Annotated in this window: 20 protein-coding genes; 9 read left to right on the forward strand and 11 right to left on the reverse strand. The window is 61.7% G+C overall.

Annotated features, from left to right (window positions below; genetic code table 11):
• Positions 1-9 precede the first annotated feature (9 nt).
• Positions 10-519 (reverse strand): spore coat U domain-containing protein, encoded by a 510-nt coding sequence (locus NH234_RS19545; protein ID WP_367257213.1) that lies wholly within the window; start codon positions 517-519, stop codon positions 10-12.
• Positions 520-816: 297 nt separating this feature from the next.
• Between NH234_RS19545 and zapE the strand changes: the two genes are divergently transcribed.
• Together zapE and NH234_RS19555 are read left to right on the forward strand one after the other, a co-directional pair.
• Positions 817-1,947: a cell division protein ZapE gene (gene zapE, locus NH234_RS19550; protein WP_367253955.1), complete on the forward strand. Its 1,131-nt coding sequence runs from the start codon at positions 817-819 to the stop codon at positions 1,945-1,947.
• Between the two features lie 62 nt (positions 1,948-2,009).
• Entirely contained in the window at positions 2,010-3,323 is a 1,314-nt protein-coding gene (locus tag NH234_RS19555; RefSeq protein WP_367253956.1) for a leucine-rich repeat-containing protein kinase family protein, read from the forward strand.
• A 57-nt stretch (positions 3,324-3,380) separates the two neighbouring features.
• Here NH234_RS19555 and NH234_RS19560 read toward each other — a convergent pair whose 3' ends face one another.
• Positions 3,381-4,085: a YebC/PmpR family DNA-binding transcriptional regulator gene (locus tag NH234_RS19560; protein WP_085732202.1), complete on the reverse strand. Its 705-nt coding sequence runs from the start codon at positions 4,083-4,085 to the stop codon at positions 3,381-3,383.
• A gap of 219 nt (positions 4,086-4,304) precedes the next feature.
• On the opposite strand from NH234_RS19560, the gene NH234_RS19565 reads away from it, so the two are divergent.
• Positions 4,305-5,711, forward strand: a complete 1,407-nt coding sequence (locus tag NH234_RS19565) for a type VI secretion system Vgr family protein (RefSeq protein WP_367253957.1) — start codon at positions 4,305-4,307, stop codon at positions 5,709-5,711.
• A 3-nt stretch (positions 5,712-5,714) separates the two neighbouring features.
• On the opposite strand, the gene NH234_RS19570 is transcribed toward NH234_RS19565, so the two are convergent.
• Complete coding sequence (locus NH234_RS19570) at positions 5,715-7,106, reverse strand: FAD-dependent oxidoreductase (RefSeq protein WP_367253958.1); 1,392 nt, start codon at positions 7,104-7,106, stop codon at positions 5,715-5,717.
• An 82-nt stretch (positions 7,107-7,188) separates the two neighbouring features.
• The gene (locus NH234_RS19575; protein WP_367253959.1) at positions 7,189-8,514 is read right to left on the reverse strand and encodes an MFS transporter; all 1,326 of its coding nucleotides are present in this window, start codon (positions 8,512-8,514) and stop codon (positions 7,189-7,191) included.
• A gap of 270 nt (positions 8,515-8,784) precedes the next feature.
• Here NH234_RS19575 and NH234_RS19580 point away from each other — a divergent pair, with 270 nt between their 5' ends.
• Positions 8,785-9,684, forward strand: a complete 900-nt coding sequence (locus NH234_RS19580; protein WP_085732206.1) for a LysR family transcriptional regulator — start codon at positions 8,785-8,787, stop codon at positions 9,682-9,684.
• On the opposite strand, the gene NH234_RS19585 is transcribed toward NH234_RS19580, so the two are convergent.
• Positions 9,654-10,514: a LysR substrate-binding domain-containing protein gene (locus tag NH234_RS19585; RefSeq protein ID WP_248743230.1), complete on the reverse strand. Its 861-nt coding sequence runs from the start codon at positions 10,512-10,514 to the stop codon at positions 9,654-9,656. The two genes, NH234_RS19580 and NH234_RS19585, sit on opposite strands and share 31 nt — an antisense overlap.
• 113 nt (positions 10,515-10,627) lie before the next feature.
• On the opposite strand from NH234_RS19585, the gene NH234_RS19590 reads away from it, so the two are divergent.
• The 3 genes from NH234_RS19590 (at position 10,628) to NH234_RS19600 (ending at position 13,367) form a co-directional block, all read left to right on the forward strand.
• On the forward strand, positions 10,628-11,737 hold the full coding sequence (locus NH234_RS19590; RefSeq protein ID WP_367253962.1) for a 2-aminoethylphosphonate--pyruvate transaminase: 1,110 nt from the start codon (positions 10,628-10,630) through the stop codon (positions 11,735-11,737).
• A gap of 57 nt (positions 11,738-11,794) precedes the next feature.
• On the forward strand, positions 11,795-12,622 hold the full coding sequence (gene phnX, locus NH234_RS19595; protein WP_085732209.1) for a phosphonoacetaldehyde hydrolase: 828 nt from the start codon (positions 11,795-11,797) through the stop codon (positions 12,620-12,622).
• A 190-nt stretch (positions 12,623-12,812) separates the two neighbouring features.
• Positions 12,813-13,367 (forward strand): cytochrome b, encoded by a 555-nt coding sequence (locus tag NH234_RS19600; RefSeq protein ID WP_085732210.1) that lies wholly within the window; start codon positions 12,813-12,815, stop codon positions 13,365-13,367.
• On the opposite strand, the gene NH234_RS19605 is transcribed toward NH234_RS19600, so the two are convergent.
• Entirely contained in the window at positions 13,364-14,272 is a 909-nt protein-coding gene (locus NH234_RS19605; protein WP_085732211.1) for a 1-aminocyclopropane-1-carboxylate deaminase/D-cysteine desulfhydrase, read from the reverse strand. The two genes, NH234_RS19600 and NH234_RS19605, sit on opposite strands and share 4 nt — an antisense overlap.
• Before the next feature lie 41 nt (positions 14,273-14,313).
• Entirely contained in the window at positions 14,314-16,350 is a 2,037-nt protein-coding gene (locus NH234_RS19610; protein WP_085732212.1) for an FAD-dependent oxidoreductase, read from the reverse strand.
• A gap of 205 nt (positions 16,351-16,555) precedes the next feature.
• Between NH234_RS19610 and NH234_RS19615 the strand changes: the two genes are divergently transcribed.
• Both NH234_RS19615 and NH234_RS19620 read left to right on the forward strand, forming a co-directional pair.
• Positions 16,556-17,686 carry a carbon-nitrogen hydrolase family protein gene (locus NH234_RS19615; protein WP_367253963.1) on the forward strand — a complete coding sequence of 377 codons (1,131 nt, stop codon included), beginning with the start codon at positions 16,556-16,558 and terminating at the stop codon, positions 17,684-17,686.
• Between the two features lie 3 nt (positions 17,687-17,689).
• Positions 17,690-18,730, forward strand: a complete 1,041-nt coding sequence (locus NH234_RS19620) for an AraC family transcriptional regulator (RefSeq protein WP_367253964.1) — start codon at positions 17,690-17,692, stop codon at positions 18,728-18,730.
• Positions 18,731-18,734: 4 nt separating this feature from the next.
• Here the strand turns inward: NH234_RS19620 and NH234_RS19625 are convergent, their stop codons facing one another.
• The 4 genes from NH234_RS19625 to NH234_RS19640 all read right to left on the reverse strand — a co-directional run bounded on the left by NH234_RS19625 (position 18,735) and on the right by NH234_RS19640 (position 22,519).
• Positions 18,735-18,884, reverse strand: a complete 150-nt coding sequence (locus NH234_RS19625) for a hypothetical protein (RefSeq protein WP_170929600.1) — start codon at positions 18,882-18,884, stop codon at positions 18,735-18,737.
• A 161-nt stretch (positions 18,885-19,045) separates the two neighbouring features.
• On the reverse strand, positions 19,046-19,918 hold the full coding sequence (locus tag NH234_RS19630) for a DUF2242 domain-containing protein (RefSeq protein WP_367253965.1): 873 nt from the start codon (positions 19,916-19,918) through the stop codon (positions 19,046-19,048).
• A gap of 223 nt (positions 19,919-20,141) precedes the next feature.
• Positions 20,142-22,013, reverse strand: coding sequence for a SurA N-terminal domain-containing protein (locus NH234_RS19635; protein ID WP_367253966.1), 1,872 nt, complete (start codon positions 22,011-22,013; stop codon positions 20,142-20,144).
• A gap of 233 nt (positions 22,014-22,246) precedes the next feature.
• The gene (locus NH234_RS19640) at positions 22,247-22,519 is read right to left on the reverse strand and encodes an HU family DNA-binding protein (RefSeq protein WP_002552737.1); all 273 of its coding nucleotides are present in this window, start codon (positions 22,517-22,519) and stop codon (positions 22,247-22,249) included.
• Positions 22,520-22,521 lie beyond the last annotated feature (2 nt).

The raw sequence follows: 22,521 nt of genomic DNA on the forward strand, positions 1-22,521 counted from the left end.
CCCGCTCGATCACCAGGTGACCGTTACCTTGACCAGATCCGAATACCGGCTGACCCACGGAACTTCCGTCATCCGCTCGATCCGCCCATAAAGCGGCAATTCAACCGAACCGCTGTCTGGCACTCGCCCGCTGACCGGCACGTCCACCACCAGCGGCACCCGCCGCGCGGCATCCTGATACAAGCGGTAAGGGATGGCTTTGCCTCCCGCCTCGCCTGCCATGTAACGCACTTCGCCAGTCCCGCCGTGCAGGCCGCCATCGACGCGCAGCTGATACGGCGTGTCCGGGTTGCATTCCAGGCGCGGCAATCGCGAATTGATCAGCGCCGCCCCGAGCGGCCCGGCCGGATCATCGAGGCGCGCCGTGTTGCCGAAGTCGAGCACGCCCAGTTGCTCGATACCGGCTTCCCGCTGCTGACCGATCAACTGGCAACCGCGCCGTACATCGACGCGCACTTCGACCTGCAGGTCGGCGGCCTGTACCGTTGTTGCGAGCCCGCCCAGCAATGCCCAGACCATCCCTGCATTCACTGCCCGTTCCTTGTTGGCGACAGCTTCTCTGCCGTTACAGTGTTTCAGGTTAGCAACGGACGCCGATTGCGCCAGTCGATTGGATCCACTGAATGTGCGGGATATGTTTCGAAAAGTTGTCGATCCGTTACCCCATGGCACTGAAAAAACCTGTACGCACCGCAGATTACTGTGCAGAAAGACTGTTGGCCGATAAAGCGCAGTGGAAGGCAAACTATCCATCTGGTTACACTACGTCGCCGCGCTCGGGGGGAGCCGGCCCGACGATGACGGAGTGACCTCACCGTGCCCGCCCGACCGCCCGAACGTTCGCGTCTGTCCCAGCGCCTTTCAGGGTTGCGCCGTTTGTTCGGCAAGCGAAACCTGGCCAGTGCTGGCCATTGCGCCAGCGCCCAGTCAATCCGCGATTACTTCCGGCTTAAGGCCCATGGCCAGGGCTATACCCTCAGCCACAGCCAGCAGCGGGTGATCGACTGCATGGCACAACAGGCCGGCCTGTTGTTCGGCCCTTCGGCGCAAACCCCGCCCAGTCTCTACCTGCACGGTGCCGTCGGGCGCGGCAAGAGCTGGTTGCTCGACGGTTTCTTCCAGGCGTTGCCGATCCAGCAGAAACAACGCCTGCACTTTCATGAGTTCTTCGCCCGCCTGCATCAGGGGATGTTCCGGCATCGCGAACAGGACGACGCCCTCGGCACCACCCTTGATGAGTTGCTGCAGGACTGCCGGGTGCTGTGCTTCGACGAATTCCATGTGCATGACATCGGCGACGCGATGCTCATCACCCGGTTGTACAAGGCCTTGTTCCAGCGTGGAATTCTGTTGCTGGTGACCTCCAACTACCCGCCGGAAGGCCTGTTGCCCAATCCGCTGTATCACGCGCGGTTCAAACCGGTGATCGACCTGATCAACGCCCGCATGCAGGTCATGGAAGTTGGCGGCCCCCACGACTACCGCAGCCAGGCGCGCAATCACGCGCATCAGTTGTTCACCCAGGGCCATTACGTCTGGCCGGCCACACCGGCACAACGGCTGGCGCTGGATTTGCCGCCACGGGATACCGCACCGCAGCCGTTAACGGTCGGCAATCGGGTTTTACAGGCGCGTCTATGCGAAGGCCGCCGCGCTGCCTTTACCTTCAATGACCTGTGCGAGCAGCCCACGGCCGTGATGGATTATCTGGAGCTGTGCCGGCGCTTCGACCAGTGGATCATCGATGAACTGCCGGAACTGGACGAATGCTCGATCGCCGTCCAGCAGCGTTTCATCAACCTGATCGATGTGCTCTACGACCAGGACAAACACCTGACGCTGCTCGGACAACTGCCTCTGCACGAAAGCCTGGCCGGCAACGCCATTGACCTGGCCCGCACCCGTAGCCGGCTGGGGCAATTGGCGGAAGTGCGCGAACCGGCCTGATTTGCCGTTATCATGCCGCCCATTCCCGGCGTCATGGCGCCCTCTCGATAGCGACCTTTTACATGCACACCCTTGCTCAATTGCGCGCCGGCGAACTGTCGGGCATCACCCGGCTGGACCTGGTCGAAGGCTTGACCGAGTTCCCACAAGAGATCTTCGAACTGGCCGACACGCTTGAGGTACTTAACCTCAGTGGCAACGAACTGAGCAGCCTGCCGGACGATTTGCACCGTCTGCCGCACTTGCGCGTGCTGTTCTGTTCCGATAACCGGTTCACCGAGTTACCCGAATGCCTTGGCCAGTGCCAGGCCCTGAGCATGATCGGCTTCAAGGCCAACGGGATCGTCCGAGTGTCCGGCACCGCCCTGCCACCGCAGTTGCGCTGGCTGATCCTGACCGACAACCTCATCGAAACCCTGCCAGCCGAACTGGGCGAGCGCCCGCTCCTGCAAAAGCTCATGCTCGCCGGTAACCGTCTGCGCGCCCTGCCGCCATCGTTGAGTCAGTGCCATCGACTGGAGCTGATCCGCATCGCTGCCAATCAGCTGACAGAATTGCCGCAATGGCTGTTGACCCTGCCGAGCCTGACCTGGCTGGCCTACGCCGGCAACCCGCTGGAAACCGAGGCCGACGCCGCCGCACTCCAGGCCACGCCGCTGATCGACTGGTCGACCCTGCGTCTGGAGCAACGGTTGGGCGAAGGCGCGTCCGGGGTCATTTCCCGTGCGTCGTGGCAGCCGGTCGGCCAGCCTGAGCGTTCCGTGGCGGTAAAGCTCTACAAGGGCGAAATGACCAGCGACGGTTCACCGTTGCACGAGATGAATGCCTGCATCACCGCCGGGCTGCACCCCAACCTGATCCGGGTCGAAGGACGCATCGACAATCACCCAGATGGCCAGCAAGGATTGGTGATGCAACTGATCGACCCGAGCTATCGCAACCTCGCCGCATTGCCGAGCCTGGCGTCCTGTTCGCGGGATATCTACACCGATGACTGCCGGTTCAGTGCCGATGTCGCCTTGCGCATCGCCAAGGGGATTGCGTCGGTCGCCGAACATCTGCATGAACAAGGCATCACCCATGGCGACCTCTATGGGCACAATATCCTGTTGAATGATCGGGGCGATTGCCTGCTGGGAGACTTTGGCGCGGCGTCGTTTCATGCCACCACGGACAACCCGGAAACCCGCGCGCTGCAACGCATCGAAGTACGTGCCTTCGGCATTTTGCTGGGGGAACTGCTGGCGCGAATCGACTCGGGTCTGAGCGCGGATCGACGTGTGCGGCTGGAGGCACTGGAACAGCGCTGCTGTCAGCCGGAGGTGCTGGCGCGGCCGGGTTTCAACGAGGTCGTGCAGCAGCTGGAATCGTTATAACCGCTACACCGCCATCGCGAGCCGGGCTCGCGATGGCAGCACTTTTGACGCAGCGGATCAGCCGGCCAGGCCGACGAACATTTCCTGCACGTCGTCGTGGTTGTCGAGGCCTTCGAGGAACGCTTCGACTTCAGCCATCTGCTCATCGCTCAGGCCGCTGACCGGGTTCTTCGGCTGATAGCCCAGCTTGGCCGACAGCACGGTGAAACCTTGCTCCGGCAGGGCTTTCTGCACGGCGTCGAGGTCGGTCGGATCAGTCAGGAACAGGGTCGCACCGTCTTCGCCCGGCTCGAAGTCCTGAGCACCGGCTTCGATCGCGGCCATTTCCGGATCGGCGTCCGGGGTGTCTGGCGAGGCTTCGATCATGCCGACGTGGTTGAAGTCCCACGCTACAGAACCGGAAGCACCCAGCTGGCCCTTGCGGAACGCCACGCGGATTTCCGCGACGGTGCGGTTGATGTTGTCGGTGACGCACTCGACGATCAACGGAACCTGGTGCGGAGCGAAACCTTCGTAAGTCACGCGATGGTACTGAACGGTCTCGCCCAGCAGGCCCGCGCCTTTCTTGATCGCGCGATCCAGGGTTTCCTTGGGCATCGAGGCTTTCTTGGCCTGTTCGACCACCAGACGCAGGTGTGCGTTGGTGGCGGTATCGGCACCGTTGCGGGCAGCGATGGTGATTTCTTTCACCAGTTTGCCGAAGATCTTGCCCTTGGCGTTGGCTGCCGCTTCTTTGTGTTTAACCTTCCACTGTGCGCCCATTACTCACTCTCTTGATCTGTGGCGCCGAGACATCTATTGGCCGACGCGTGGCGCCAAGTTTATACGGCCTAAAGTCGGCAATCGACCAAAAATTCCGTCACGTGTCGACATCTTCTACACACCTCGTAGGGCGATTCTGAAAAACCGGTTTGTCATGACCATTTCGTACTGCGGTTTCGTACCCTCTGTGGCCCGTATCACCCAACAGAGCCCATCCGAATGCTCAATGACAAGGAAAGTCCCTTCACGCTGAACCTCATCGAGGGTGGTCTGCGCCTGCCGGTACTGCGCTTCAGCGGCCACGAAGGCCTGAACCGGCCCTTTCGTTTCGAGATAGAAGTCGTTGGTCTTGCCCCAGCCCTCGCCCCCGCTACCCTGCTGCATCGGTCGGCCTTCCTGCAGTTGAGTGAAAACCATGGCCTTCACGGCACCCTTCACAGCGCCAGTTGCGAACATCGCGGCGCCCATCGGATCGGTTACAGCGTTGTGCTGGTACCGCACCTGCAGAGGTTGGAGCAGCAACCCAGGCGCCGGGTGTTCACCCGTTTGAGCGTGCCGGACATTCTCGAACGACTGCTCACCGAACATCGCCTGCCCGCAGACGGTTACCGGCTCGACCTGACGGTGGGACACTATCCGCCGCGCCCATTCTGCATCCAGTACGACGAGTCCGACCTGGCGCTGTTGCATCGACTGTGCGAGGAAGAAGGCATCCACTATCACTTCGAGCACCGGCCGGATGGCCATGTCGTGGTGTTCGCCGATGACAGCCTGAACCTTCCGCAGTCACCGATACCCGTGCCCTTCAGCCCAGAGAGCGAGGCTCAATCCCCCGCCCTAAGCACGCTGTTCCTGCGTCACGACGCGGTCATGACGCAAGTGTCACCCACCGTCCGTGAGCGCGGGCAACCGAGCAACGACGATGACGCTGCCAATCACCCGGTGACAGGCGTCATACCCCTGCGAGGATTCCCGCCCTCCGGGCAACGCCACGCCGATCAACGCAGCCGTCGACAGCTGGAGCGCCAGCGCTGCCAATACCGTTGCATTCAGGGACGCAGTGACTGCACGCAATTGCTCAGTGGCCACTTGTTGCAGGTCACGGATCATCCGCTGGGCGCGTTCAACGAGCAGTGGCTGATCACCGAATTGCGTCATCAGGGCCAGCAACCGTCGATTCTCGACCCGATGTCCGCGCCCCGCCGATATCACAACGACTTCACCGCACAGCCTTGGTCGACGGAGTTTCGCCCACTGCTGCGACAGCCGCGCCCGAGCATTCCTGGGTATCACCCGGCGCAAGTGCTGGGCTCGCCCGGGCAACCTCCACAGCTGGACGATCTGGGCCGAATCGCTATCCGGTTATGGCCCGCGCTGACGCAGAATACCGACAGTGAGGGGTTATGGCTGGCGGTTGCCTTGGTCGGCAGTGGCGGCCGGATCGCCAGGGAAGCGCTGCCCCGTGCCGGCAGCGAAGTGTGGGTGAGTTTTCTCGACAGCGATCCGGATCGACCGATCCTGTGCCTGGACGTCAGCCAGCCTCGTCCGGCGCGCAAAAAACCGGAACCGCACGATGACGGCCTGTTGCTCGACTGGTTGCTCAACCGCCCCTCGCCTTCGTCCTGACGTTCAACCCTTGTCGGCCTTGCCGGCGGCGGCAGCGAATTTCGCCAGACGCACATCGAGGTGCCGAGGCCGCCGCCCGTGATCTTCGGCGCGTTCTTTGCGGCGAATGGCGTTGCGCACCATCAGCGAGCCGAGATAGCGGATCGGTTCCGGCGGGAAATAGCCCAGCGGCCCGCTGACCAGCGGCGAGCGTGTCCACGGGTTGTCGAGCCCCTGCACCAGCGAGGCGAGAATCTGCCCGCCCATGTGACACGGCCCGACGCCGCTGCCGGAATAACCGAATCCGTAGAACACATTGCCGCTGGCACTCATCTGGCCAAAAAACGGCAGGCCGGTGACCGAGCGATCCGACGGGCCGTTCCACGTTGCGTCGACTTTTACATTGGCGTAGGCCGGGAAGAAATCGTCGAGGCTGCGCTTGAGCAACCCGGCGTAAGGTGATGGCTGATCGAACACCGGCAGCATCCGCCCGCCGTAAGCGAAGGTGTTACCGCCCTTGCCGAGCATGATCCGGCCGTCCGGGGTGTTGTGGTAGTAGTGCACGAAAATCCGCGAATCGAGCACAGTCACGCCGCTGGTCAGGCCGATTTCCTGCAAAAGCTCCGGGCGCGGCTCGGTGATCAGCATGTCACTGGAGACAATCGCCACACTGCGCTCGAACTGTGGAAAAGCCCGCGCCATCCAGGCATTCATCGCCAGCACCACGCGGTCAGCGACCACACTGCCGCTGGTCGTCTGGAGGCGTACCGGACGCCCTTCCTCCAATCCGGTCATCGCTGTGTTCTCGTGAATTTTCACGCCCAGTTGCAATGCGACTCTGCGCAACCCGCGCACCAGTTTGCCCGGCTGCACACTGGCGGCCGCCGGCGAAAACCAGCCTTCCAGATGTTTATCGGAGCCGGCCATGCGCTGAACATCGGCGAGCGGACGCTGGGTGAACGAGTTGATGCCGTTGCGCTCAAGCGCCGCAATCACTGCATCGGTCGAGCCGCATTGCGCCCGATTGGTCGCGGTGTAAAGCGTACCGTCGAGCCGGTAATCGGCATCGACGCCGTACTGCCCGCAGAACTCGCCGATGGCGTGAATGCTGCGCTCGGACTCCTGGACCAGCCGCACCGCCTCTTCGACGCCAAACAGCCGCTCGAGGGTGAAATACTTCGCCGACCATGACAGCGCACAACCGCCGTTGCGCCCACTGGCGCCGGCGCCGCAAATATCGGCCTCGATCAGCAACACATCGAGTTCGGGGTTCTGCTGCTTGAGCATGATCGCCGTCCACAACCCGGTGTAACCACCGCCGACGATGCACACGTCGGTGCGCACTTCGCCTTGCAGCGGCGGGCACGGTTCGGACGAATCGAGCTGCAAGGCCTGCTCCAGCCAAAACGGTCTCATGAAAACTCTCCAGTCAGTCGGCCACGGCACAGCCTGCCGCGAATGCCGCGAATGCCGCAGCAGGCCGCGAGGCAGGGATTGTTCAGTTACGCAGAGGTTTGATGGTCAGGGCCCGATTGGGCACATAGGCACGAGGCTCCATGACGCCGACAGGGCGGCTGTTCCAATGCGGAATCAACACCAGCGCCGAGAACAGCGCGCAACCAGCGAAGACAATGAAAACCGTCACCGAGTCGAAATAGCCCGGCAGCAATCCACCGAGCACCGCACCGACCGAACCGCAGCCGTTGACAAATCCGGCCGCCGTGGCGCCTGCCTTGGCCTTACCGAAGTCGATGGCGGCCGCACCGCTGATCATCGAATCCGGGCCGTACAGGGTCAGGCCCATCACGAACAGCAGCGCCACCACGAGCATCACGCTGCCGGTGTGCAAGGCGCCCATGAACAGCGCCAGGGTTATGGTCAGCGCCAGCAGGCTCAGTACGCAGGCCGGCATGCGCCGGGCGCCGAACAGTTTGTCCGAGGCCAAGCCGATCATGATCGGGCCGAGAAGACCTGCCAATTCAAACGCGGTGGGAATGATCGCAGCACCGACCTTGCCCACGGTGGGCATCTGTTCAAAAACGATCACCGGGCCCCACAACAGAATCGCGTAACGCGCCGGTTTCAGCAGGAAATACGCCAGCCCGAGCACCAGCACCGTGCGGTTGCGCAGGATTTCCTTGAGCGGTTCCCAGACGCTGAGTTTGCTGTTGGCTTCGGCTTCCTCGGCGCTGATGACCGGCTCCGGCTCCACGGCGGGCAAGCCGACATCTTCCGGTTTGTTGCGCTGAAAGATGAAGAACAGCACCGCCACCAACGCGACCACCGCCGCACTGGAAATGAACGCCGCGTGCCAGGTACCGACCAGTGTGTAAGCCCACCAACCGGCGAACGGTGACGCCACCAGGCCGCCAAACGCGTAGCAGGAACTCCATAACCCAAGCACCCGCCCGCGCTGTTCGGCGGGGAAGAAACTGCCGAGGTTCTTGCACAATCCCGACCATCCGGTGGACTGCGCCAGCCCCTGAATCAGCATGCAGGTCGCGAAGATCGGCAAGGTCGCGAAGCTGCCCATCACCAGCGCCGCAGCGGCGGAAATAAGCAAGCCGCCGAGGACCACGATCCGTGGACCAAAGCGGTCGGCGAGCATGCCCCAGGTGAACTGACCGATGGCGTAAGCCGCCAGATAAATCGCGTCGAGGTTGGCCATCGCCATTTTGTCGAGCATGAAGGTGGGGTCTTCTGCGATGCCCAGTTTGGCCACCGAAAAGGCTTTGCGGGTGAAATAGAACGCGGCGTAAGCGAGCCAGGTGACAGCGAAGATCTGCATGCGCCAACGCGCAAGGGTGCCGATGTGCTTGTTCATTGTGGTTCTGACCTCAGGGTGTGAGTGTGCCGGCAGAATCGTTAAGTAAACGCCTGTGTTTTTTATTGTTGAGCACTGCGATATCACCCCGTCCCTTCGGCGATACCGGTCAGATGAGTCCTGGTGTTGCACGCACAGGCTCATGGCCAGCGTCGCTGCCCGACCGGGCAGTCAGCGTTGGCGTGAGCGGATCAAAGCAATTACTGTTTAATAAATAAAATCGATTTATCGTATTTCACACATAAGCTCAGCTTGTTACTGGAGTCAGAGATGTCTGTTTCCCACGCCCAGCTCAAAGCCTTTCACGCCGTGGCCGTGCACGGAAGCTTCACCAAAGCCGCCGAGCGGCTGTATCTGACGCAACCGGCGATTTCCGACCAGGTGCGCAAGCTCGAAGAACGCTTCGGTGTGTTGCTGTTCCATCGCAACAAACGTTCGGTACGCCTGACGGATCTCGGCGAGCGTTTGCTGGCAATCACCCAGCGTCTGTTCGTGGTCGAGGCCGAAGCCCAGGAGTTGCTGCAGGAATCCCAGGCCTTGCAGACCGGCAGCCTGATTCTGGCGGTGGATGCTCCGGTGCATGTGCTGCCGCAGATCGCCCGATTCTGCGAGCGTTACCCGGGGATCAGCGTGAAGGTCGAAACCGGCAACACCGATGAATCGCTGTTTCGCCTGTTCAACTATCAGGCCGATCTGGCGTTGCTCGGACGCGATGTCAGCGATGAGCGCCTGCTGTGCGTGCCGTTGCGCAACGATCCGATGGTGGCATTCGTCTCGCGCCATCATCCGTGGGCCGAGCGCGAGTCGATCTGTCTGGAGGATCTGGACGACACGCCGCTGGTGCTGCGCGAACACGGTTCGGTGACCCGCCAGACCCTGGAAGAAGAAATGGCCCGCGCCGGTTTCCGCATCCGCCCGGCGATTCAGGTCGAAGGCCGGGAAGCGGCGCGTGAGGCGGTGGTCGTGGGGATTGGCGTGGGCGTGGTGTCAGCGGCGGAGTTCGGTGCGGACTCACGGGTCTGCGCGCTGCCGATCACCGATTGCACCCGGCGCTTGACCGAAACGCTGGTGTGCCTGCGGGAGCAGAGTTCGCGGCGGGTAGTGGCGACGTTTCTCGATATGGTGCGCGAGAGTCTTGTTCAGACCGGGGCCAATCCGAAAAACGCCTGAATCAACCGCAGCTCCCGCCGGCGCTCCACGCAACCGATCATGTGCCGGTTCACCAACCCTTCTCCCGCGATGGGGATCGCGACGACACGGGGGTCGTGGCTGACTTCCACCGATGACACCACGCCAACCCCCAATTCAGCCGCCACCGCCTCCGTCACCGCCTCACGGCTGTCCAGCTCCAGCAACACCCGTGGATTGACTGACGCCTGGGCACAGGCCTGATCGAAGGTGCGTCGGGTAATCGAACTCGGCTCGCGCAGGACCATGATCACCTGATCCAGCTCCTTGAGCCTGACCTCGCCACTTCGAGTCGCCCACGGATGCCCGGCGGGCACCAGTGCGCAGATCCGCGACTCACTCAGCGCTTGCAGGTGTAGGCCCTTGCGCGGCTCGACTTCGGTCAGCACCGCCACGTCCGCATGTTCGGACAACAACGCCGCCAGGGTTTCCTGGGCATTGCCCAATCGCAGGTTCACCGTGATCCCCGGATACCGCGCTCGCAGGCTGGCAAGCATCGGCATGACCATGTGCGGGCCGTCCGCCGCGACCTCCAGACGCCCGGTCAGCAACTGCCGATTGGCTTCGAGCAGCGCCTGGGCCTCTTCGGCCATGCCGAACATCGCCCGGGTGATCGCCGCCAGTTTGGTGCCCTCTTCGGTCAACTCGACCCGGCGCGCCGTCCGTCGCAACAGGGTGATCTGGTAATGCTCCTCCAGCGCCTTGATGTGTCCGGTAACCGCCGGTTGGCTGATGAACAACCGCGCGGCGGCACGGGTGAAGCTGCCCTCCCGGGCCACGGCGTCGAAGGCACGGAGCTGGAACAGGTTCATGAATAACCCTCACTGATGGCTGGCATAACAACAAACAATTTGATTGATGATCCGCCGAATTGCAACGTATGCCCCGTAGCTTCATCCCACAGCGCTATCGCGAGGACACACGAATGAGTACTGCCGCACCCATCCTGCTCACTCCCGGCCCGTTGACTACCTCGGCCCGCACCCGTCAGGCGATGATGGTCGACTGGGGTTCATGGGATGACCGCTTCAATCAACTGACCGCCAGCCTCTGCGAACAACTGCTGGCCATCCTCAACGGCGCCGACAGCCACCACTGCGTGCCTTTGCAGGGCAGCGGCACCTTCGCCGTCGAAGCCGCGATCGGCACTCTGGTGCCTCGCGACGGCAAGGTGCTGGTGCTGATCAACGGCGCCTACGGCAAGCGTCTGGCGAAAATCTGCGAAGTGCTGGGCCGCTCGTTCAGCACCTTTGAAACCGCTGAAGACGAGCCGACCACCGCCGCCGACGTCGACCGCCTGCTGCGCGCCGACAGCGACATTACCCACATCGCGCTGATCCACTGCGAAACCAGCACCGGCATCCTCAATCCGCTGCCGGAAATCGCCCAAGTTGTCGAGCAACACGGCAAACGCCTGATCATCGATGCCATGAGTTCCTTCGGCGCGTTGCCGGTGGATGCACAGCAAGTCCCGTTCGATGCACTGATCGCCGCCTCCGGCAAATGCCTGGAAGGCGTGCCGGGGATGGGCTTCGTATTTGCCCGCAAGGAATCCCTGGCCGCTGCCGCCGGCAACTCGCATTCGCTGGCGATGGACCTGTTCGACCAGCACAGCTACATGAAGAAGACCGGCCAGTGGCGCTTCACCCCACCGACCCACGTGGTCGCGGCGTTGCATGAAGCCCTGCTGCAATACAACGAAGAAGGTGGCCTGCCGGCACGGCATGCGCGTTACGCCGCCAACTGCCAGGCGCTGATGGACGAGATGGGCAAACTCGGCTTGCGCAGCTTCCTGCCCGCCGCGATCCAGGCCCCGATCATCGCGACCTTCCATGCACCGAAAGATCCGCGCTACCAGTTCAAGGACTTCTACGAACGGGTCAAGGCCAAGGGTTACATCCTCTACCCCGGCAAGCTGACCCAGGTCGAGACCTTCCGCGTCGGCTGCATCGGCCACGTCACCCCGGCGCAGATGCGCGAAGCCGTCGCGGCGGTGGGTGAAGTGTTGCGCGAGATGGAAGTGCTCGACATCTGATTCATCCGGCCCGCTCCCCCATTTGAATTGCATTGCCCACTCAGGAATTTGATTGCCATGAACTACAACAACCCAAGCAAACTGCAAGCCGCCATCCTCGACTGGGCCGGCACCGTGGTCGATTTCGGTTCTTTCGCACCGACCCAGATCTTCGTCGAAGCCTTCGCCGAATTCGATGTCCAGGTCTCCATTGACGAAGCTCGTGGCCCGATGGGCATGGGCAAGTGGGATCACATCCGCACCCTGTGCGATCAGCCGCAGGTTGCCGAGCGCTACCGCAGGGCATTCGGTCGCACCCCGACCGACGATGACGTCACCGCGATCTACAACCGCTTCATGCCGCTGCAGATCGAAAAAATCGCCGAGCACTCGGCACTGATTCCCGGCGCACTGGAGACCATCGCCAACCTGCGCCAGCAAGGGATCAAGATCGGCTCCTGCTCCGGTTATCCGAAGCAAGTGATGGACAAGGTCGTGGAGCTGGCCGCCACCAACGGCTACGTCGCCGACCACGTCGTGGCCACCGACGAAGTGCCGAACGGCCGACCATGGCCGGCCCAGGCCCTGGCCAATGTGATTGCGCTGGGCATCGACGATGTTGCCGCCTGTGTGAAGATCGACGACACCGTGCCGGGAATCCTCGAAGGTCGTCGCGCCGGGATGTGGACCGTGGCGCTGATCTGCTCCGGCAACGCGCTGGGCCTGGATTACGAAGGCTACCGCGCACTGGGCAGCGACGCGCTGGCCAGCGAACGCAAGCGCATTCACGCGATGTTCGAAGGCTCGCGCCCGCACTACATGATCGACACCATCACCGACCTGCCGGAAGTGATCGCCGACATCAACAAGCGCCTGGCCAAGGGTGAGATGCCGCAAAGCAGCTGATAACGCGGCCTGCAGCAAACAAAAACGCCAGTGTCTGCCCGACACTGGCGTTTTTTTATGGGCAAACCCCTGATTTCGCGCAATGAAAGAGTTTTTAGACACGCGCAAATCGGCCAAAGCGGATTACAGTTAAAGCATGCCGTCGCTCAAGAACGGCACGTTTCGACCCTGATCAGTGAGGAAACACCGTATGCCGTGGACAAGTTCCGAATCACGCTACAGCACCGTGTCGGTCCTGTTGCACTGGTTGATGCTGGTGTTGTTGGTGCTGGTGTATGCCAGCATGGAATTGCGAGGCATCTTTCCCAAGGGCAGTGGCGGCCGCTCGCTGATCCGCGAAGTGCATTACATGCTCGGCCTGACCGTGTTCGTGCTGGTGTGGTTTCGCCTGCTGGCGCGCAGCCTCGGCCCGGCGCCGAAAATCTTCCCGGCTTCACCGCAGTGGCAGATCGCACTGGCCCGGCTAATGCACTGGGCGCTGTACCTGTTCATGATCGCCATGCCGATTCTTGGCTGGCTGATCACCAGCGCCGAGGGCCATCAAGTGATGTTCTACGGTTTCGACCTGCCGTTGCTGGTGCACGAGGACAAAGCCTTCGCCAAACAGGTAGAGCACTGGCACGTACTGATCGGCAACATCGGTTACTGGCTGATCGGCCTGCATGCGCTGGCCGGGCTGTATCACCACTACGTGGTGGGCGATAACACGCTGCTGCGGATGATGCCCAAGCGCAACCAGGTTTAGCCGTCGAGTCCACGCCGGCCCTGCAAGCCGCCGGTGTGGACGAAGATCAGTCGCGTTCCACTCTTTAAACGACCCGCCTCGGTGTGTTGTTTGAGCGCCAGCAAAGCCTTGCCGGTGTACAGCGGTTCGAGGGGGACGCCGCTGACATGTTCAGCGTGCGCGATGAACTCAAGCAACGGCGCATCGACTTTGGCGAAGCCGCCACGGCTGGCGTCGATCAGTTCGTAGCCCTCGATGTCACCGACAATCGCCTCGACATTGGCCGCGACGCCGTGATCGTCGGGCACGGCCATTGCGCCATACACCGGGTGTTCACCCGCCTCTGCCAGCACCAGTCCCGCAAGAGTGGTGCCGGTGCCACAAGCCAGCCACCAGCCGTCATGGTCGTCCCAACCGAGCTTGCCGAGTTGATTACTCACTTGATCCTTCAGTGATGCGCAACCCTGCGCACCGGGCACCCCGCCACCACCTTCGGGCACCGGATGCAACGTCGGATATTGCGTCAGCCACGGCTGCCAGAACCCCGGCTCGTGCCGCGCCCGATAACCGCCATAACCGAGCCAGTGCAATTGCATGCCGAAGTCCTGCAGATCCCTGACCGTCGGCGTGTCCTGCGGATGTCCGCGCAACAGCCCGACCGTTGTGAATCCCAGGCGCTTGCCCGCAGCGGCCAGTGCATGCAGATGATTGGAGTGCGCGCCCCCCAGGCTGATGATGCCTTCGGCGCCCGCACGGTCGGCAGCCTTGAGGTGTTCAACGAGTTTGAACCACTTGTTGCCGCTGATCAGCGGGTCAATCCGGTCCAGACGCAGTATCGCGACTTCAATGCCGGCGGCAGTGAGCCAGTCCAACTGAAGCGGTTCGAGGGGGGCTGGGGCCAGCCAATCGGTGGGAGGCAGAAACATGAAGGCCGGCTCTGTGCAAAGAGCCGGCATTCTAGGGTGGATCAGAGCTCGGCGGCCAGACGCGAACCTTGATTGATCGCACGTTTGGCATCCAGCTCGGCGGCCACGTCAGCGCCGCCGATCAGGTGCACGTTCTGTCCGGCTGCCACCAACCCTTCTTGCAGCTCGCGCAGTGGATCCTGGCCGGCGCAGATGACGATGTTGTCCACCGGCAGCACTTGCGGCTCGCCGGTTTCGCCGATGCGGATGTGCAGGCCTTCGTCGTCGATCTTCAGGTACTCGACGCTGTTGAGCATCTGCACTTGCTTGTTCTTCAGACCGGTGCGGTGAATCCAGCCGGTGGTTTTGCCCAGACCGTCGCCGACCTTGGATTTCTTGCGTTGCAGCAGGAACACGTCACGGGCCGGTGCGTGCGGTGCAGCCTTGATCCCGGCCACGCCACCACGAGCTTCCAGGTTCGTGTCGATGCCCCACTCTTTCCAGAACGCAGCGCGATCCTGGCTGGTGGCCACGCCTTCATGAACGAGGAATTCCGACACGTCGAAACCGATACCGCCGGCGCCGATCACCGCCACACGCTTGCCCACCGGTTTGCGCTCGAGCAGCACATCCAGATAGCTCAGCACTTTGGCGTTCTCGATACCCGGAATCGCCGGCACTCGCGGCGCAATGCCGGTGGCCAGGATGACTTCGTCGTAACCGCCCTCAACCAGTTTTGCCACATCGACGCGGGTATTCAGGCATACCTCGACATTGGTGGTCTGCAACTTGCGTTTGAAATAACGCAGGGTTTCGTAGAACTCTTCCTTGCCCGGCACGCGTTTGGCGACGTTGAACTGGCCACCGATCTCGCTGGCCGAATCGAACAGCGTCACCTGATGCCCGCGCTCGGCAGCCACGGTGGCAGCGGACAGACCCGCAGGGCCGGCACCGACCACGGCGATTTTCTTGATCTGCTTGACCGGCAGATAGTTGAGTTCGGTCTCGTGGCAGGCACGCGGGTTGACCAGGCAACTGGTGAGCTTGCCGCCGAAGGTGTGATCGAGACAGGCCTGGTTGCAACCGATGCAGGTGTTGATTTCGTCAGCGCGGCCTTCAGCGGCTTTGTTGACGAAATCCGGGTCGGCGAGGAACGGCCGCGCCATCGACACCATGTCGGCATCGCCTTCGGCGAGGATCTGCTCGGCGACTTCCGGGGTGTTGATGCGGTTAGTGGTGATCAGCGGAATGCTCACCGAGCCACGCAGCTTGGCCGTGACCTTGCTGAACGCCGCACGCGGCACTTTGGTGGCGATGGTCGGAATCCGTGCTTCGTGCCAGCCGATACCGGTGTTGATGATGGTCGCACCGGCCTGCTCGATGGCTTTGGCCAGGGTAACGATTTCTTCCCAGGTGCTGCCGCCTTCCACCAGATCGAGCATCGACAGGCGGAAGATGATGATGAAGTTCGGACCGACCGCTTCACGTACGCGGCGAACGATTTCCACTGGCAGGCGCATGCGGTTTTCGTAGCTGCCGCCCCAGCGGTCGGTACGGTGGTTGGTGTAAGCCGCCAGGAACTGGTTAATGAAATAACCTTCCGAGCCCATGATTTCCACGCCGTCGTACTCGGCGGTCTGGGCCAGTACCGAGCAGGTGACGAAATCGCTGATCTGTTTCTCGATGCCTTCCTCGTCCAGCTCTTTGGGCTTGAACGGGTTGATCGGCGCCTGGATTGCACTCGGTGCGACTTGTTTCGGGCTGTAGGCATAACGGCCGGCGTGGAGGATCTGCATGCAGATCTTGCCGCCCGCATCGTGCACGGCACGGGTGACGATGCGGTGCTTGAGTGCTTCTTCCTCGGTGGTCAGCTTGGCTGCGCCGGAGTACACACCGCCCTCGTCGTTCGGGCCGATACCGCCGGTCACCATCAGGCCGACGCCGCCACGGGCACGCTCGGCGAAGTACGCCGCCATGCGTTCGAAACCACCCGGCTTCTCTTCCAGGCCGGTGTGCATCGAGCCCATCAGGGTGCGGTTGCGCAACGTGGTGAATCCCAGGTCCAGCGGGGCCAGCAGGTGCGGGTAAGTGGCGGTCATCGGTAACTCCACAGCGAGCGATCACGGAAAATGCGGGAGCTCTGCGTCCCCCGTCAGTCATGTTCGACAGACTAAGAGTCGCATCGCTGTCACTCAATGACCGTAACTGACAAGTTATTGATCCAAATGCGCAGCGCCCCTTGGCAAGCGCAGGCATGGGCCCTACCCTAGTCCCACACCCTGTACCCGGTTGTTGTTGGTTTTCATGCGCAAACTTTTGTACCTGACCTTATCCATGGCGTTCGTCGCCGCGCTCACCTTCTACGCCATGTGGGCGGCTGACCGCCCGGCCGGTCATTACCTGTCGGACCTGAGGATCAAACTGGCGGTCGATCAGGGTACCCGCGCCGACCGTGGCAATTTGCTGGGCATTCAGCCGGAACTGTTCCCCACCGACTACCAAAGCTCCGAGCGCCTGCACCGCAAACTCGCCGCCTATCTGCAGCAAGCGCAGGATCAGGGTCTGCTCAATGACAAAACCATCGTGGTGCTGCCCGAGCACGTCGGCACCTGGCTGATGATCAGCGGCGAAAAAGACGAGTTGTACCAGGCGCCCACCCTCGAAGAGGCGATGAACTGGCTGGCCGCCAGCAACCCGTTGCAGTTCGCCCGCGCCTGGCTCACCGCCAGGGGCAGCAGCCGTCTGGATGACGCCCACCTGCGGATGAAATCCCGAGACATGGCCAAGGACTATCAGTTGTTGTTCGGCGGTCTGGCCAGGGAATTCCATATCACTCTGGTGGCCGGCTCGATCGTGCTGCCGGAACCGAACATCATCGACGGCCGGCTCAAGGCCGGCAGTGGCGCGCTGTACAACACCAGTGTGGTGTTTGGTCGTGACGGCGCCCCGATTGGCCAGCCACAGCGACAGATGCGCCCGATCTTCGATCAGGATGAAACGACCGACACCGGCGAGGCTTCACAGATCAACGTGGTCGACACCCCCGCCGGACGTCTCGGCGTGCTGATTGGTAACGACAGCTGGTATCCGGACAACTATCGCAAGCTCGACGCGCAAGGTGCGCAACTGATCGCAGTGCCGGCGTTCGTCATCGGTCACGGTGTGTGGGACCAGCCCTGGCAGGGTTACAGGGGCTTGAACGTGCCGGACTCGGTCAGCCTCAAACCGGGAGAGGTCAGCGAAGGCCAGGCCTGGCATCGCCTGACCCTGACGGCACAACCGCCGGGCAGCCGTGCGATTGCCGGCATGAGCGTGTTCCTGCGCGGGCAGTTCTGGGACAAGCCGAGTTCCGGGCAGAGCTTCCTCAGCAGCAATGGCCAGCAGTTCGCCGACGGCGAAGCCCGTGGCGCGCGCTTGCTCAATCTCTGGTTGTAGACCATGAAGCCGCTGCCGATGCGTCTTGGGGATCTTTCGGTAGGCTTCGTCCATAGCCTGGCCGATGCCGTGCGTAGCCATGACGCCGACCCGCAGCCGTTGCTCGAACAATATGGGCTCGACACCGCGCGAATGGCCGAGGCCGGCGCACGCCTGTCGATCCCGCGCTACATGCGCCTGGGGCATGCTGCGATCCAGTTGACCGGCGATTCGGCGCTGGGTTTGCGCATGGGCCGGCTCAGTCGTCTGAGTCAGGCCGGACTGGCGGGCGTCACGGCAGCGCAGGCGCCGACCGTGCGCGAAGCCGCCCGCTGCCTGACGCGCTTTGAGCCGCTGTACGGCTCCAATTATCGCGGCCAGTCGAGTTTCCACGAGGATGCCAGCGGAGCCTGGCTGCGCTTCTATTCGATCAGCCCGTACAACGCCTACAACCGCTTTGTGGTGGATTCAATCATCGCAGGCTGGCTGCATCAGTTGTCCAGCCTCAGCCCCGAACCACTGCGCGCCGAACGGATCGAGATCGAATTCGACACCCCGGATTATCGCGACGCCTACGCCGTACTCGGCGAATGCCCGATCCAATTCGGCGCCGAACACAATCAACTGCGTCTTAGCCTCACCAGCCTGGCCGCACGTAACCCGGAGCATTGCCCCAGCACCTGGAAGCATCTGCTGCAACTGTGTGAACGGGAGCTGGAGCAATTGACGCGAACCCGCAGCCTGCGTGAACGCATCACACAATTGCTCGGGCCGTTGCTCAATGGTGGCCGGGAACCCGACCTGGAAGAAGTGGCGGCACGCCTGAAGCTGCCGACCTGGACGTTACGGCGCAAGCTGGCCGAAGAAGGCACGCAGTTTCGCGCGATCCTCAACGACACTCGCCGTGATCTGGCGATGACCTACATTCGCGACACTGAACTGGCGTTCGGTGAAATCGCCTACCTGCTGGGCTTTGCCTCGGCCGAAGCTTTCCAGCGCGCCTTCAAGCGCTGGAACAGCCAGACACCGGGCGAGTTCCGCCGCAGTCACCGCAAGACCGGTTGAAGCCTCAGAGCTCGGTGGCGTCTTCCGCAGGCTCGGGCGAATCCAGTTCGTAAGCCTGGAACTCAAGCAGTTCTTCTTGATAGTCATCCATCGTGTAATCCCCCTCACTGCTTTGCTGAAATGGCCTGGAGCAAATGACCAGTGCCTCGAGCATAAAGTGCCCGTATGAAGGAAAAATGAAACAAGGCCTTCATGAAATAAACGTAGCAGGCGGTCAGGGATTTATCGCGGGGATATTTTCAGAATATGTGAACCGAAATTTCAGCTCACACAGGTAGCGAAGCGGGAGCGACGTTGCGTCGCTCCCGCAACCGGTCAATGCCCGCTTGGCATCGCCGGGATCGGCTCTGATGGCGGCGGCAAGTCAGCCGGGTTGGAAGGTGGTGTGATGACTTCCGGAGCCGGCGCTGCTGTTGGAACCAGCTCCGAACCCGGGGCCGGAGTGATCGGCGGCGCCTCGGCTGGCGGAACGACCGGTTCCGAGCTGACCGGACCAGCCTCTGCGGGAGCAGGCGCCGGCGTCGCGGCAGGTTCGGCGGCCGGGGCTGGCGCCGGAGTCGGCTCGGCCGCTGGCGTTGGGGCCAGCGCGGCCGGCGCAGCCTTGGCTTCCGGCACGCCCAGATCGGTCTTCGGCTTCTCGGTGATGTGCGCAGCTTTCTTCGCATCCGCCGGCAGGAACAGCTCCACCAGGGTGAAGAAGCGCTCGTAGAATTTCTGCGAGGACACGGTTTCGCTGGCCACCTTGACCATTGAGTCGTCAGAGGAGCCGATCGGCATCGACACCGAGCCCAGCACACCAACTCCGAGGCTGGCCGAGTTGTTGGTCTTCTTCAGCGCGTAACGGTCCTGCAGGGCGTTGGCGAACACCGTCGCGTGGTGCGCGGCACTGCCGTCATCGGTGCACACCACGTTGAAGCTGATCTCCATGTGGGTTTCACCGGTCTGCTGGAAGCTTTTGTGGCCGCTGACCAGTTTCGGGTCGCTGCTGGTGATGATGTAGCCCTGGCTGAGCAACGCGCGGCGCGCCGCTTCGCAGCTGGCGGCATCGGTGACCGGATAGTTGCGCGAAAAGGTGCCGGAATCGTCGAAGTTCTCATGCTCGTAGATAGGCTTGTCCTTGGAGCAGCCGGCAGCGGCGGTCAGCAACAACGCCAACCCGAAAAAACGCACGGGAATAGAATTCAACATTAAACATCCTGAGGGAAAACGGTCCGGGGCGTATTGTGCAACATATCGCTGCCCCGCGGCGTACGGATTAGTGTCTTAAAACAGTTACAACTCTACCGGTCATGGGTAAAGGGAAAAAGGCAAACCGGCCATTGGTCGATGAAAATCCTGTCACCCAGTGATTGATAGGCAAAAAAAAGCCCCGAATGTTCATTCGGGGCTTTTTTTATCGCTCAGTCAGGCATCAGAAACGCTTGATGTCCGCTTCGCTTTCCAGCTGCTTGCGGTACGCCGCGAAGTCTTGCTGGCCTTCACGCGAGGCAAGGAAGCGACGATATTGCGCTTTCTCTTCATCGGTCGGCGCAGCGGCTTCGTTCACAGCGTTCAGACGCACGATGGTCAGGCTGCCATCAGGCAGTGTCACGCTACTGAAAGTCGGCTTGTCCTTGCCTGCCGGTTTCGGCATGCGGAACAACGCTTGCAGCACTGCAGGATCAACACCTTCCTGGGCGCGGGTTGCCGCCTGGGTAACTTTCCAGTTCTGGCCGTCGATGGCCTTGTCCAGCGGAGTCTTGCCATCGCGCAGACCGGCGATCAATTGCTCGGCCTTGGTCTTGGCAGCCGCGCTGGCGTGCTCTTTGGCCAATTGGGTGCGAATGGCAGTCGCCACGGCTTCCAGCGGCAGTTGCGCAGGCTTGAGGTGCTCCTTGGCGCGCAATACGATCACGGTTTCCGGATCCAGCTCGATGGCGGTGCTGTTGGCACCCTCTTCCAGTACTTCAGTGCTGAACGCTGCAGTTACCACCGCGCGGTTGGCTGTAACACCTTCGCCACCTTCACGGCCGAACGGCTTGGAGGTGTGCACGGTCAGTTTCAGATCCTGCGCCGGCTGAGCCAGGTCAGACGATTCGAACGAGGAGTCTTCCAGCTGCTTGGTCGCCTCGACAAAACGCTGCTCGACCTGTTGGGTTTTCAACTCTCGGGTCAGCTTGTCTTTCAGACTGGCGAAAGTCGGAACTTCCGGTGCTTCGACGCCCAGCAGCTTGATCAGGTGGAAACCGAAGTCGGTGCGAACTGGCTCTGACACTTGATCCTTGTTCAACGAGTACAGGGCTTTCTCGAAGGCCGGGTCGTAGACGCCAGGACCGGCATAACCCAGGTCGCCGCCGTTGTTGGCCGAGCCCGGATCCTGCGAGAACTCCTTGGCCAGCGCTTCGAACTTCTCGCCCTTGGCCAGACGGGCCTGAACGTCTTCGATCTTCGCCTTGGCCTGGGCCTCGGTGGTCTTGTCGTTCACTTCGATCAGAATATGCGCCGCTCGACGCTGTTCCGAAAGGTTGGCGATCTCTTTCTGATACGCCGCCTGCAGGTCTTCGTCCTTGACGGCGACCTGATCGAAGAACGAAGCCTTCTTCAGTTCGAGGTAATCGATGACCACCTGATCCGGGGTCATGAATTCCTTGGCGTGTTCGTCGTAGTAAGCCTTGACCTCATCGTCGGTCAGCTTCACGGCGGCCGGGTCGGCCTTGATGCTCAGCGAGGCGAAGTCACGGGTCTGTTTTTCCAGACGGGCGAAAGCCAGCACTTGAGCGTCAGTCACGAAACCACTGCCCGCCACACCGGCGCGCAGTTGGCCGATCAGCATTTCCTGAGCCAGCATCTGGCGGAATTGCATACGGCTGTAGCCAAGCTGACGGATCACCTGGTCAAAACGGTCGGAGCTGAACTTGCCATCAACCTGGAATTCAGGTGTTTGCAGGATCACCTGGTCCAGCGCCGCGTCGGAGAAGGCGAACTTCGATTTTTCTGCGCCTTGCAGCAGCAGCTTGCGATCGATCAGACCCTTGAGGGCCGATTCGCGCAGCATTTTTTCGTCCAGCAAGGAAGCATCGAAGTCCTTGCCCAGCTGTTGCATCAGCTGACGGCGTTGCATGTCAACGGCCTGGCTCAGCTCGTTCTGGCTGATTTCTTCACCATTGACCTTGGCCGCCTCGTTGGTGTGAGTCGTGGCCTTGAAAATGGCATCGAAACCGGTCAGGGCCATCAGTGCAACGATGACCCCGATAATGGTCTTGGCAATCCAGCCTTGTGAATTGTCCCTGATATTCTGCAGCATGCGTCCCCCAGAAACGGTTGAACTTCAAAAATTAGGCAACCGTGGAGCGTGGGTAGAATCCGGATAGAAGAAAGGCGCATCCGAGGATGCGCCTTCTCGTAACTGGCGGAGCGGACAGGGCTCGAACCCTCGATCCCGGCGTAGCAGGCAATTATTCCAAACCGCCTGCTCTACCGCTCCGCTGCCAAGTCAGGCATGACCCCGACCCGGATGGGTAAAAACCTGAATCAAACTTAGTTGACGGCTTCTTTCAGGGCTTTACCGGCTTTGAAACCTGGCTTCTTGGCTGCCGCGATTTCCAGTGTCTTGCCGGTCTGTGGGTTACGACCGATGCGAGCTGGACGATCGGTTACCGAGAAAGTACCGAAACCTACCAGAACTACGGAGTCGCCAGCCTTCAGAGCGCCAGTGACGGATTCGATTACAGCGTCCAGCGCACGGCCAGCAGCAGCTTTCGGGATATCAGCGGATGCAGCGATAGCATCAATCAGTTCCGACTTGTTCACTC

The organism is Pseudomonas sp. stari2 (assembly GCF_040760005.1).
GTDB lineage: Bacteria > Pseudomonadota > Gammaproteobacteria > Pseudomonadales > Pseudomonadaceae > Aquipseudomonas.